Raw genomic sequence first — 13,361 nt, 5'->3', positions numbered from 1 at the left:
TTTCAGTTTAGTTTTATATGAAAATCAATCTGTTTGGTAATTTAATAATTTGTCTAACGAATTGTAGCTTACATAGTGGTAATTTTGCCTTGCTTTTTTGTAGATATTTAAAGCAATCCTTTTGCCGTTTTCTGTTTTAGCAAGCTCACCATAAAGGGGCATTAAAAACTTTTTCCTGCCCGTATTAATTAAAAAATTTTCCATTGCCCCATATGCAGGACGGTACTCTTTTTTGATAGACAATAAAAACCACTCTGCTAATATTTCAGAATTTCCGCCATTGGTGAAATCGAATTTTTCATCCAATGCTTGCACCTCGCTATATTCAATCGAATCGGGCAATTGATGAAAGAAATGTAAGAATTCGTGGGTGCTCCAGTCTTGACACTTGAGTGTATCAATATTTTCAGTATTTAACCATTTTGCAATCGACTGCTCTACATTTCTAAATCTTTCAGAATTGGGTTTTGGTAGATTTTCAGGTATTCCAGACCCATAAACCCAATTAGAAAATAAATCTTTTGGCATCGGGATGTTATGCTTCCCAAAGAGATTTTGTTCCATGTAAAGCAAAAATTGCTCTGTGTTAATACTTTCAAATGCATGCTCTGTGAAATATTGCTTCAAAAAATCATCAAATTTTTCCCTGCCCGTAAGTTCTTCTATGTATTTTAAAAAGAAGTAGCCTTTGTCATAAGCAATAGCGGTCATCCCCACATCGGGATTTCTACCAGCTAAATCTAATTTTAAATGAGTGTCTTTTGCATTCCCGTTGTCAATCAATTCCTTGGCTTCACCCCTCAATTCCTTGTGGGAAATGGAAGCTAACATTTCAGAGTAATCCTTTCCATAGAGCGCTTCCATAATACGGTATTCAAAATAGACCGTGAAGCCTTCATTTAGCCAGAAATCATTCCAAGTTGCGTTGGTTACTAAATTTCCTGACCAACTATGGGCCAGTTCATGAGCGATTAAGGAAACCAAAGATTTATCACCCGATAATATGGTAGGAGTTGCAAAAGTCAGACGAGGATTTTCCATTCCTCCAAAAGGGAAACTGGGAGGCAATATCAAGACATCAAATTGACCCCAACGATAATTGCCATAAAGTTCTTCAGCGGTTTCCAAAAAGGACTGCAAATCTTCCAAATCTTTTACGGCTTTTTCCATTGTGGCTGGTTCTGCATAAATCCCTGTTTCTGGACCAGTTTTGTAGTATTCCAAATCTCCCACAGCCAAGGCCATTAGATAAGCTGGAATAGGCTGCTGCATTTTAAAATTATAATTCCCTGTTGAATCAACTTCTTGTGGATTTTCAGCACTCATTATAGCTAAATTCCCTTTTGGTACTTTTACTTGCGCTTCATAAGTAAATCTGATGCCAGGCGAATCTTGAATGGGAATCCATGAGCGACATAAGATGGCTTGGGATTGCGTAAAAAGGAAAGGAGAATCTCCAGCAGTCTGCTGTGCACTTAACCATTGCAGTGCTTCAGAATCAGGGAAAGTTTTATATTGAATACTAATAGTTTCAGTTTCTTTAGTTAAAGGTATATGTAATGCTTGACCCAAAATTTCAACTTGCTCTTTTAATACGAAGTCTACAGAATCGTCTTTATTTCTCCAGATTTTCTCAATATCCAAATTCTTAGTATCCAGTATTATTTCAGTTACATTAGGGTATTTTTGGATATTAAATTGAGCTATTGCATTTATCGTTTTAGTTTCAAAATCAATGGTAGCATTCCAATTAAGGTGAGTGATTATTGCCTTTTGAGGTTTGGCAAACGAATGTTGATCGTCCTTCTTAAGGTCACTAGTTTTGATTCTTGTGTTTTTCATTTCTTTATTTGTATTGCAAGCAAATAAGCCTAGTAATATAAAAAATAACAAAGCCGATTTAGTCATGGTTTATTCTTGTTAAGTTGATTTTTTTAACTGGTCTAATTTTTTTGATAAAAGCATATTTATCCTTTTTCAAAATTTGTACTTAAGGCAACGCGCGAAAATCTATTATTTAGGGTAAAAAAACTGATAATTATCGAAAATTAGAACAAGATTTTGAAGTTAACATAAATTGTTAGCATATTTGACACAGTATGTTTAGAATGTCAGGCACACATCAAAGACCCACGGTGGTCATCGATATCGAAAAAGGTTTTTTTGAAATCTCAGGTTCCTCTATTCCTGAGAATCCAATGGATGTTTTTACTCCCATCTTCGATCACCTCAATCGATATATGGAAAATCCCCAACCAGTTACTGAACTTCATTTCAGATTAGATTACTTCAATACCAGTACTTCGAAGTTAATGCTAGATATGATTCATAAGATGGAATCTATTAAGGATATAGAAGGTAAGGATGTGAAAATTAAGTGGTACTACAGAGAAGCAGACGATGACATGATGGAAATAGGAGAGGATTTCGCTAATCTTTGTCGTTTACCAATCGAGATTATTCCTTATAATTAAGGCTAAGCATTAAGCCTTAATAGTTTACGCAGTAATTAAATCACCTAATATTTTCCCTTTTGCGATTAAAAGGATTTAGTTTTTAGATTCCTGGGGCGGAGATTTTGGATTTCAATTATAAATTGAAGAAAATTGCACTGACTATTTAAATTCTAGAAATGAAAAGAATTAAAAAAGAGCATATTACTGGATTTTTCATAGGATTAATTACTGTTTTGACAATGGAATTAGTGGTCAATACAGAGAAATATGTTGATGCTTTCAAAGAGGGATACAACAAAGCTCGGCTCTCAGAAATTAAAAATAATAGCTAATTCTTTCAATCTATTTATGATTTAGCCAGTTTTTGTAGGTAGGACGAGTTATGTTTTGCAACAAGCTCTACTATAAGCTAGAAAACACAGCAGCACTTCTCCACTTGGTCACCTTTTAGAATAAATTCTCTCGTTTTGGAATATTCCATCTGAGGTCAACACCATAAAAAGTATTTTCACTGGTGTTGTTTTCAAATTCACTTTGCTGATTTCTAATGCTGTAGTTCACATCCAAAAACAAATTGTGATAAGGCATTACACTTAATGTCATTTTTATAAATCTTAACGTATTGCTTTCTCCTTGCCCAATAGTGTGTCCAAATTGCCATCTACTTCCAGTATCAGGATTTATATGGCTATAGCGAGCATTATTTTGCTTGAAGATATTTCCTCCGAAGTGGTTATTTTGAGTCGTATCTGTTCCAAATTCTGCCATAACCGCTTTTGCCTGAAAGTGAATTCTCGGACTGATTTGATAGCGCAAAGTGGCAATCATCTCCCTAAAATTAGCACCTAAAGGATGCGCTAATGGTTGTTTGTAATTTGCGTAATTGGTGAAATTAGAATCATGTGCATACATGAAAGGACGGGAAACATTATATTCTCCTTGTAAATCTAGATTAGGAATTTCGAAAGCATTAAAATATTTTAAGCCAGTTTGCACCGCCCACTTATTGGCCCACCAGCCGCCTTGTCTTAAGTTGTCAATCAAAAATTCATCTAATACTAATTGGCCATAAAGGCTAAATCTTTTCAAAAATAATGCTCGGAAATCCATCCCTACTAAAGCGTTGCCCGAGCTACCATCTTGTTGTTCTAGTGCTCTGTAAAAAATGATGGGATTAAAATAAACGGGATCTATAGGATTTTGAGCAACTGAAGAATCTCCAGACATAATGGCTTCAAAAATCCCAATATTAATATTGTCTGTAATATTATAGCTTAAGTGATGGAGGGACATAAATTTCCGTGGATACTGGTATTGTGTACCCGACAATTGATTTCCTCTTAACACCACATCAGCAGTTTGTAATCCAAAAAGATTGGTGTAATTCAATTTCCAAATATTGGTTTCAGCTTTCAAGAATAAATAGCCGGTTGCGAAATCACTTAAAATAAGCGATCGTTCTCCATTACCAATGAAAAATCTATCATGACCAAATTGTAAATTGATACTTTTTGTTGCTTGAAAGGAGATATAGCCTCGGGCAGTGAAAAAATCTACTCCTTCATTATTATCACCATAGGGCTTCCAAAATCCCTCACCTGGCACAGCATTAAATTGATTAATATAATTTCTCACATGATGGGGAAGAACTAGTTGATTTTCACCGACAAAAGTGTAAAAACCGAGTTTTTTATTGATGAGCCCTCTCACTTCGAAACCTCTCGTATTGGTATATAATCTATTATCGCTTATGCTTTCTTGGCCTAATGAAAGCGCCAAAACAGGATTGATATGTAAATCAAATTCTTCATTATGAACATTTAGAAAATCAGGTTTGGTTTTATAAATGTGTCCTAAAACACCTTTCCTATTTTTATAATTAGCACTGTCAGCCCATTCCCAACTATCATTTTTAAGATAATTATAATTGAATTTATCTCTTCTATTGAAGTTGTCTGTGTCTAAGCTATCCAGAAATTGAGCAATTTCTTTTCTATTAAAAGGCCTCATAGAAGCATGAAAACTTTCAGAAAATTTGCCGCTCCTCACTTCCAGTCTTTCTAAAAGATGGTAATAATCGCGGTTTAAGGGGGCATTTACAGCTTGAGAATGTACTGTGAAGACTGATAAAAAGAGTAAGGCGGTTAGTGTTAATCTCATATTGAATAAATTAGCGGGTGCAAGATAACCAAAAATATATGACCAATAAATAGGTGGTGGTTTGGAAAGAACAAAAGCTTCCCTTATTTTTGCATTCCTTTTAAAAGAATTGGTTGGAAATCAATAATTTAATTTAGTAGTTATGAAAAAAGATACTCATCCGGAATACAAAGAAGTTGTGTTTTGGGATACTCAAGCAGATGTGAAATTCTTAACGAGGTCTACAATGTCCTCAGGTGAAACCATTAAAATGGAAGATGGTAAAGAATATCCAGTAATTAAAATCGAAGTTAGTTCAGCTTCTCACCCTTTTTATACAGGAAAGAAAATCTTCTTGGATACTGCAGGTCGTGTGGAGAAGTTCAACCAAAAATACAAAAAGAAGTAATAATTTTAGATTATCATTTCTTTCTAAAAGTCTCTCTGATGTCAAAATCGGGGAGACTTTTTTTGTGCCAGCCCACTTTAATTCCCCCAAAAGGGGAAGATTCGCTTAGATTATTTAGCCTCCAGCCAAAGGCTCAATGTCGTTAAGTTAAGCTTTTATTAAGCCTCATCCTTTAATCCTTCTCCTATTGGAGAAGGAAAAATGGCTAATTTATTCAATATTTATTTTTTGGTTTTTTGATTGCCACACACAAGCAACTCAACCACCCTGCCCTTCGGACTGATTTGCAACCACCCCGCCCTTCGGGCAGCCCTCCTTTTTGTAAGGAGGGGAGTGGGGAACTGCTTCTAGCCAATTTATACTGTTTATTTTAAATCTTATGTTTGTTCTGCTTTGAAGTATAAGAGTTTTTCTTAGGCAAACTTCTCATGTTTAGCACAATCTGTTGCTCCCCTGTTTTAGGGGAGCTGTCCGAAGGACTGAGGGGTTATTCAGCGGTTTAAGAGCTTTTTCACTCCTTAAAATTACTCACAATAGTCTCCAACACACTTTCAGTTGCATCAAAAACTGTTTTATTTTCAAATCTAATAACTTTGATTCCGAGATGATTTAAATAATTTGTTCTTTCCTCGTCATTTTGATAACCTGCTGAAGTAAAATGGTCGGCACCGTCCAATTCAATACAAAGTTTTTCAGCAGGGCAATAAAAATCTAAAATATAGTTTCCTACACTAAATTGCCTTCTGAATTTCCTGCCTTTTAATTGTTTGGCTTTTAAGTAATTCCACAAAAAGGCTTCTGCAGGTGTACCATTGTTTCTCAGTCTTTTTCTGTATTCTTTTAGTTCAGGTCTATTATGGATTTGATAGTTTTTCAAGGGACTAACTATGTATTGTTGCGATTTCAATTAAATAAAAAGCTCTGATATTTTAAAAAAGAATCTGATTTAATTTTGAATTTATGCAACCGCCCCGCTCTCGGGCACAGGTTTTGACAACCACCCCGCCCTTCGGGCAGCCCTCCTTTTTGTAAGGAGGGGAGTGGGGAACTGCTTCTAGCCAATTTATACTGTTTATTTTAAATCTTTTGTTTGTTCTGTTTTGAAGTATAAGAGTTTTTCTTAGGCAAACTTCTCATGTTTGGCACAATCTGTTGCTCCCTTGTTTTAGGGGAGATGTCCGAAGGACAGAGAGGTCTTATTAATTAACAATTAAAAATTTGAGAGTTAATAATTTTGGAAAGCCTTGTAGGCGGCATAACTGAACTTTACGGTTTGACGGTTCGATCCGTCTAATCGCTAAGCCAAGAATAAATGAAATGATTACAAATAAATTTTGTCAACTGATTCGATTTCAATCGAATTTGTTGATTGTTTTCTTAGAAAACTTGGGCAAGAAAAATATCAATTATGATATCAAATTGAGAAAAAGTGCCTCTACTAACTGTAGAGGCTCTTTTGGGTGGAAGATGGGGCTCGAACCCACGACCCTCGGTACCACAAACCGATACTCTAACCAACTGAGCTACATCCACCATTTTGGCTCACAAAGGTAAGAAGTAAATTCCATTTCAAAAAAGTATATACGGAAATATTTTTTAGTTTTCGCTAAAGAAAAGAAGAAGCAAAAAATTAACAGCCAAAGGCTGTGTGACTACTCTCGCAGAGCCGCTATGACGCAAAGGATTGAAGTGAACCGCAAAGGTTTTTTTAATTAGGATCTGACTAGGATGAAGGTAGAAATATTCTAGGAGGATAAATGGCTAAACACCTTTATCTTTAGCTAGTCATTTTTTCGTTGCGTAAACTTTGCGCCATTGCGTCTTGGCGTGAATATATTCAGCCTTCGGCTGTCCTTTTATTTTTTTGTTACTTTGTGGTTAAATTAACAGCCTACGGCTATCCTCAGTGTACTTAGTGAAATCTTTAGTGCAATTCAGTGGTTAAAAAGCCTTTAACTTTTCTAATCTAACTTTCACTTTTCCAATACATTTGATATTAAAAGCACATTCACTTCCTTAGTTATGGAAAATGACTAATTTTGCACTTCATTTGGATTATAGTATGAAAAAAATCGCAGTAATTGGTTTAGGCTATGTGGGACTTCCCTTAGCTGCAGAATTCGGCAAATACAGAGAAGTCTTAGGTTTTGACATTAATAAAAAACGTGTTCAAGAGCTTAAAGATGGTTACGATCGAACCTTGGAAGTTGATAGTGAGGAATTGAAAGGTGCTAAACATCTTCAATATACAGCTGATATAGAAGATCTAAAGGATGCGGACTATTATATTGTTACAGTTCCTACTCCTATCAATGAATATAAGCAGCCTGATTTAACTCCATTGAAAATGGCTTCTGCCACAGTTGGGAAGACTTTGAAAAAAGGAGATATTGTGATTTATGAATCTACCGTTTACCCAGGTTGTACGGAAGATGATTGCGTGCCTATTTTGGAAAAAGAAAGTGGCTTGAAATTCAATCAAGACTTTTTCTGTGGTTATTCACCAGAAAGAATTAATCCGGGAGATAAAGAGCACCGATTACCTACCATTAAAAAAGTAACCTCTGGAAGTACGCCAGAAATTGCTGAAGAGGTAGATCAATTATATAAAGAAATTATTACCGCAGGAACACATAAAGCAGCCACTATCAAAGTAGCGGAAGCCGCAAAAGTAATTGAAAACTCACAAAGAGATTTAAATATTGCTTTCGTAAATGAGCTGGCATTAATTTTTGATAAAATGGGAATTGATACTGCCGATGTATTAGAAGCAGCTGGTACTAAATGGAATTTCTTACCGTTTAAGCCAGGGCTAGTAGGTGGACATTGTATAGGAGTTGATCCTTATTATTTAACCCACAAAGCAGAATCATTAGGTTATCATCCGCAAGTGATCTTGTCAGGAAGGAGAATCAATGACAATATGGGTGCTCACGTAGCCAGTTCAGTGGTAAAACTAATGGCACAAAAGGGCTCTGTAATCAAAGGTTCTAAAGCTTTGGTTTTGGGTATAACTTTTAAAGAAAATTGTCCTGACATTCGAAACAGCAAAGTAATAGATGTCATTAAAGAACTGCAATCTTACGGCATAGAAGTAGAAACCTACGACCCACAAGCAGATAAAGAAGAAGTGAAACATGAGTACGGGGTTGACTTAATTGAAAAGCCAGGCTCAGATTATAATGCTATCGTTTTAGCAGTTTCACATAAAGAATTTAAAGATTTCAACTTATCCAACCATTTAAATGAAAATGGAGTCACTTATGACATTAAAGGATTTTTTGAGAGAGGTTTAGTAAGTAAAAGATTATAGAAATTTTTGTAATATATTAAATATGTTGAATAACAAAGCAGTTTTAATAACGGGCGGAACAGGCTCACTGGGAAAAGCATTAACCAAACATATCTTTGATATTTATCCAAATGTAAAAAGGGTCGTTATTTTTTCCAGAGATGAGCAAAAACAGTTTCAAATGGCTCAGGAATATCCTCATAATAAATACCCTCAAATAAGGTTTTTTATTGGTGATGTAAGAGATGGAGAAAGATTAAGAAGGGCTATGCAAGGTATTGATTATGTAATCCATGCAGCTGCTATGAAGCATGTTCCTATTGCAGAATATAACCCTGATGAGTGTATTAAAACAAATGTTAATGGAGCACAGAATGTGATTGATGCATGTTTTGCTACTAAAGTAGAACGTGTTGTGGCACTTTCAACAGATAAAGCTTGCGCACCTATCAATCTTTACGGTGCTACTAAATTAACTTCTGATAAGCTATTTATAGCTGCAAACAATATCAAAGGAAATAACCCTATAAAGTTTTCAGTTGTAAGATATGGGAATGTTATGGGATCCAATGGGTCTGTCATTCCATTTTTCTTAAACAAAAAGAAAGATGGAGTTTTACCTATTACAGATCCTTCCATGACGCGTTTTAATATTTCACTTCAAGGGGGTGTAGATATGGTAATGCATGCCTTAGAATATGCCTGGGGAGGCGAATTATTCGTTCCTAAGATTCCATCTTATAAAATTACTGATGTTGCAGAAGCTATTGGTCCGGAATGCGAAAAACCTGAAGTGGGAATCAGACCCGGGGAGAAAGTTCATGAAGAAATGATCACTTCATCCGATTCATATTACACTTATGATTTGGGAAAATATTATACTATTTTACCAGCAACTCATAAATGGAAGTTAGAAGATTATATCAAACAATTTAACGCCAAAAAGGTAGAAAAAGGATTTCAGTATAATTCTGGAGAGAACACGGAGTGGGAAACTATTGAAAGTTTACGCACCCTAATTAAAGAACATGTAGACCCTTCTTTTGAAGTATGAGCCAACAAATAATCCCATACGGAAAGCAAAACATTACAGAGACTGATATTCAGGCAGTAGTGGAAACCTTGCAATCGGACTATCTTACCCAAGGTCCTAAAATCAAGGAATTTGAAGATGCTTTCGCCCAATATATAGGGTCCAAATATGCAGTTGCCGTTGCTAATGGAACAGCAGCCCTACATTTAAATTGCCTTGCTTTAAATGTAAAAGAAGGTGATAAAGTCATTACCACCCCAATTACTTTTGCCGCTTCTGCCAATTGCGTAAAGTATTGTGGTGGCGAAGTGGTTTTTGCAGATATTGATCCTGAAACATATTTATTAGATATTAATAAAGTAAGAAAACTGCTAGAAGCTTCACCCAAAGGAACTTACAAAGGCATTATACCAGTAGATTTTGCAGGACGAGCCGTAAATCTTGAAGCTTTTAGAGAATTAGCTGATGAATATGGCTTATGGATAATTGAGGATTCTTGTCACTCTCCAGGAGGATACTTTACAGATAGCAAAGGACAGAATCAAAACTGTGGAAATGGAAAATTTGCAGATTTAGCGATTTTTTCTTTTCACCCAGTAAAACACATTGCTGCAGGTGAAGGTGGAATGGTCTCTACCAATGATGTAGAATTATACCATAAGCTTTTAAAACTAAGGACACACGGTATCACTAAGGATGAAAGTTCTTATGATAACTCTATTGAATTTGCAGGCGGTGACAGTTCTTATCCTGCCTGGTACATGGAAATGCAGGACCTTGGATATAATTACAGATTAACTGATTTCCAGGCTGCTCTAGGTCTAAGCCAGTTAAAAAGAGCTGATGAAGGATTAGCGAGACGCCAAGAAATTGCAAAGAAATATTTTGAAGCATTTGAAGGGGAAAATTTTATCATAGGTCAATCTGGAGTAGTTAAAGGTCATGCCTATCATTTATATGTTATTGAAGTGGAAGATAGATTGGGACTTTACAACCATTTGAGAGAAAATAAAATATTTGCTCAGATTCATTATATTCCTACTCATTTGATGCCGTATTATAGAAGTTTTGGATGGAAGGAAGGCGATATGCCTAATGCAGAAACTTATTATAAAAATTGTTTAAGTTTGCCGATGTTCCCCACTTTACCTATTGAAGATCAAGAATTTGTAATCAACAAAATTATTGAATTCTACAAATGAGTAATCTTTGCATCATACCGGCAAGAGGAGGAAGCAAAAGAATTCCTAGAAAAAATATTAAGGACTTTTTAGGTAAACCTATTATAGCTTATTCCATTGAAACTGCTTTGCAATCGGGTTTATTTGATGAGGTTATGGTTTCAACTGATGATGAGGAAATCGTTGAAGTAGCCAAGAAGTATGGGGCAAATGTACCTTTTATGCGATCGAAGGAAAATGCTGATGATTATGCACCTTTGGCAGATGTTGTCGATGAAGTATTATCCTTTTATAAAGGGAAATTCAAATATGCTTGTTGCATGTTATCAACCTCACCTCTAATTCAACGAAAGCACTTAATCAGTTCTCTTAATATGTTAAAAGGTCAAGATTTTGACTCAGTGCGACCAGTTGCAAAATTTTCTTACCCTATACAAAGAGCAATGAAAATATCAAATGAAGGGAAAGTAGATTGGTTTTATCCTGAATTTTTAAAATCCAGGTCGCAGGATCTTGAAGATGCTTATCACGATGCGGGGCAGTTTTATTGGATGAAATCAGAAAAAGGCTTACGGTCGGACAAGAGAGGAGCATTAGTGATTCCTGCAGAATACGTACAGGACATAGATACAGAAGATGATTGGAAAAGTGCAGAAATGAAATTTAACTTTTTGTTAAAGGGATGAAAAGTTACTTTTTCATACCAGCTAATAATGAGAAATTCCTCAAACAGGCAACCAATATAGAATCGGATGAGATTATATTGGATTTAGAAGATGCAATTCACAACACAAATGTTGATGAAGCTATAAATAATATCTTAAACTATAATTTACCGAATCACACCTATACAAGGGTGATAAATACCTATAAAACAACTAGTGGAAATTATAAATATTTATTACCGTTGCTAAAAGAGGGGTTTCACAGATTTGTTTTGCCAAAAGTCGAAAATTCAAAAGAAATTGAAGAATTCGCATTATTTATTTCTAAGAACCTGAGAAAGGATCCACGTTTAATAGTTTTGATCGAAAGTCCAAAAGCCTTGATTTTTTTAGATGAAATTGCTCAAACAGAGTATGTTGAAGCAATTGGTTTGGGTAGCCACGATTATTGTGATGCTATGGGAATGGAACATACAAGTGAAAATATTTTATGGGCCAGAATGAAAATTTTAAATACTGCCAAAGCATTTGAAAAAGAGACAATAGATATTGCTTCCATGAATATAAATGATGAAAATGAATTTCAGAATGAATGTCGTGATGGAATTAGCAAAGGCTTTGAGTCTAAATTTATAATACATCCTTGGCAATTAAATATTCTGAAGAATCTTTCTAATTTTACTGCGAAAGACATATTATTTGCAAAAAAAGTAAAACAATATATAGATGATATCGGAGGGAAATCCAATTTTACAATAGCTAAAATAGAAGGTCAAATTTTGGAGAAGCCCCACCTTAAACGAATAAATAATATTTTAAAATCAATAGGATATGACACCATCTAAAATGGGTAATTACTATGAGGATTTTGAAATTGGTGATGAAATAGAACACCAACTTTCAAAAACAATCTTTGAAAGTGATAACAATTTATTTAGCCTTATTACAATGAACCATCACCCAGTCCATCTAAATTCAGATTACTGCAAAGATGAAAAATATGGTAAAATATTGGTTGTAGGCACTTTAGTATTTAGCTTGGTAGTGGGCATAACGGTCCCTGACATAAGCGGGAAAGCTATAGCAAATTTAAATTACGAAGAAATAAACCATCTAGCCCCTGTATTTATAGGTGATACAATTTATGCTAAAACAAAAATTATAGATAAAAGAGAATCGAAATCCAATGTCACTGCCGGGATAGTGTATGTTGAAACTTTTGGAATTAATCAGGAGGGAAAGAGTGTAATCTCTTTTAAAAGAAATGTATTAATTAAAAAGCAAGAAGAGGCATGAAGAGCGATGATTTTTTCTTGATGAGAAGTTTAATGTTTGTTCCGGCACACAATTTAAAGTTGATGGAAAGTGCTAGCACCAAAAATGCTGATGTATTATTACTAGATTTAGAGGATTCCGTTCAGCCTACTGAAAATAAACCTATTGCAAGGGCAAACATAAAAGATTGGGTCGAATCGGGACGTTTTGGAAATAAAAAGATATTCCCCAGAGTAAATGATAGAGAAAGCGGGCAATTACTAAAAGACATATATCAACTTACTATTGAAGGGGTTCATGGGTTCATGTACCCTAAAGCTAAAAAAGGGGAAGATATTTATTTTATAGATAAATTACTTGAAACAATAGAATATGAAAAAGAGATTCCTATTGGAACTTTTAAGCTTATACCTTTAATTGAAACCACAGCAGCAGTATTAAATGCACAGGAAATATGTAAAGCGTCATCAAGAGTTATCGCGATTGCCTATGGTTGTGAAGATTTTATAACAGACTTAGGTGGAATCCATGACTCAGCTGGACAAAGTTTATTTACACCAAGGGCCATGATTGCTATGGCTGCAAAAGCAAATAATGTAGTCCCTATTGATACTGTCCACATTAATGTTCATGATTTAGATGAACTTGAGGAAAATCTTAAAATTGCTAAAATCTTAGGATTTGAGGGAATGATGGTCCTAAACCCTAAAGAAATACCATTAGTTCATCAATATTTTTCTCCAACAGAAGAAGAGGTTACTAATGCCAATGAAATTTTAATGCTTGCGCATGAGGCAAAAAAAGAAGGGAAGGGAGTCGCATTGGTGAATGGTAAATTCGTGGGACCTCCAATGATTTTATCCTCACAAAAAATCCTGAAAAAAATGGACTTGATCAATAAAACTACTTAA

General features: G+C 35.0%; 13 protein-coding genes and 1 tRNA gene. 10 read left to right on the top strand and 4 right to left on the bottom strand.

Features of this window, described 5'->3' with window-relative positions:
- Positions 1-24: 24 nt before the first annotated feature.
- Positions 25-1,842 (bottom strand): M1 family metallopeptidase, encoded by a 1,818-nt coding sequence (locus VFM92_RS02450; RefSeq protein ID WP_325120607.1) that lies wholly within the window; start codon positions 1,840-1,842, stop codon positions 25-27.
- Positions 1,843-2,108: 266 nt separating this feature from the next.
- Between VFM92_RS02450 and VFM92_RS02445 the strand changes: the two genes are divergently transcribed.
- Complete coding sequence (locus tag VFM92_RS02445) at positions 2,109-2,474, top strand: DUF1987 domain-containing protein (protein ID WP_325120606.1); 366 nt, start codon at positions 2,109-2,111, stop codon at positions 2,472-2,474.
- Between the two features lie 158 nt (positions 2,475-2,632).
- On the top strand, positions 2,633-2,788 hold the full coding sequence (locus tag VFM92_RS02440; protein ID WP_325120605.1) for a hypothetical protein: 156 nt from the start codon (positions 2,633-2,635) through the stop codon (positions 2,786-2,788).
- Positions 2,789-2,903: 115 nt separating this feature from the next.
- Here the strand turns inward: VFM92_RS02440 and VFM92_RS02435 are convergent, their stop codons facing one another.
- Positions 2,904-4,616: a capsule assembly Wzi family protein gene (locus VFM92_RS02435; RefSeq protein ID WP_325120604.1), complete on the bottom strand. Its 1,713-nt coding sequence runs from the start codon at positions 4,614-4,616 to the stop codon at positions 2,904-2,906.
- A 142-nt stretch (positions 4,617-4,758) separates the two neighbouring features.
- Between VFM92_RS02435 and VFM92_RS02430 the strand changes: the two genes are divergently transcribed.
- On the top strand, positions 4,759-5,004 hold the full coding sequence (locus tag VFM92_RS02430) for a type B 50S ribosomal protein L31 (RefSeq protein WP_325120603.1): 246 nt from the start codon (positions 4,759-4,761) through the stop codon (positions 5,002-5,004).
- Between the two features lie 511 nt (positions 5,005-5,515).
- Here VFM92_RS02430 and VFM92_RS02425 read toward each other — a convergent pair.
- Both VFM92_RS02425 and VFM92_RS02420 read right to left on the bottom strand, forming a co-directional pair.
- Positions 5,516-5,881: an endonuclease domain-containing protein gene (locus VFM92_RS02425; RefSeq protein ID WP_325120602.1), complete on the bottom strand. Its 366-nt coding sequence runs from the start codon at positions 5,879-5,881 to the stop codon at positions 5,516-5,518.
- Between the two features lie 581 nt (positions 5,882-6,462).
- Positions 6,463-6,538, bottom strand: a tRNA-His gene (locus VFM92_RS02420).
- 528 nt (positions 6,539-7,066) lie between these two features.
- Between VFM92_RS02420 and tviB the strand changes: the two genes are divergently transcribed.
- The 7 genes from tviB to VFM92_RS02385 are packed head-to-tail and all read left to right on the top strand — an operon-like array spanning position 7,067 to position 13,361.
- Positions 7,067-8,317, top strand: a complete 1,251-nt coding sequence (gene tviB, locus VFM92_RS02415; protein WP_325120601.1) for a Vi polysaccharide biosynthesis UDP-N-acetylglucosamine C-6 dehydrogenase TviB — start codon at positions 7,067-7,069, stop codon at positions 8,315-8,317.
- A 22-nt stretch (positions 8,318-8,339) separates the two neighbouring features.
- Positions 8,340-9,350: a UDP-N-acetylglucosamine 4,6-dehydratase (inverting) gene (gene pseB / locus VFM92_RS02410; RefSeq protein WP_325120600.1), complete on the top strand. Its 1,011-nt coding sequence runs from the start codon at positions 8,340-8,342 to the stop codon at positions 9,348-9,350.
- Entirely contained in the window at positions 9,347-10,531 is a 1,185-nt protein-coding gene (gene pseC / locus VFM92_RS02405) for a UDP-4-amino-4,6-dideoxy-N-acetyl-beta-L-altrosamine transaminase (protein ID WP_325120599.1), read from the top strand. The genes pseB and pseC overlap by 4 nt, the downstream gene beginning before the upstream one ends.
- Positions 10,528-11,196, top strand: coding sequence for a pseudaminic acid cytidylyltransferase (gene pseF, locus VFM92_RS02400; RefSeq protein ID WP_325120598.1), 669 nt, complete (start codon positions 10,528-10,530; stop codon positions 11,194-11,196). The genes pseC and pseF overlap by 4 nt, the downstream gene beginning before the upstream one ends.
- Positions 11,193-12,020, top strand: a complete 828-nt coding sequence (locus VFM92_RS02395) for an HpcH/HpaI aldolase/citrate lyase family protein (RefSeq protein WP_325120597.1) — start codon at positions 11,193-11,195, stop codon at positions 12,018-12,020. Before pseF ends, VFM92_RS02395 begins: the two co-directional genes overlap by 4 nt.
- Positions 12,007-12,471 carry a MaoC family dehydratase gene (locus VFM92_RS02390; protein WP_325120596.1) on the top strand — a complete coding sequence of 155 codons (465 nt, stop codon included), beginning with the start codon at positions 12,007-12,009 and terminating at the stop codon, positions 12,469-12,471. Before VFM92_RS02395 ends, VFM92_RS02390 begins: the two co-directional genes overlap by 14 nt.
- The gene (locus VFM92_RS02385) at positions 12,468-13,361 is read left to right on the top strand and encodes a CoA ester lyase (RefSeq protein ID WP_325120595.1); all 894 of its coding nucleotides are present in this window, start codon (positions 12,468-12,470) and stop codon (positions 13,359-13,361) included. Before VFM92_RS02390 ends, VFM92_RS02385 begins: the two co-directional genes overlap by 4 nt.

Source organism: Marivirga sp. (genome assembly GCF_035704835.1).
Lineage (GTDB): Bacteria > Bacteroidota > Bacteroidia > Cytophagales > Cyclobacteriaceae > Marivirga.
Note: the sequence above shows the minus strand (reverse complement) of the source record. Positions and strands in the feature narration are given on the sequence as shown.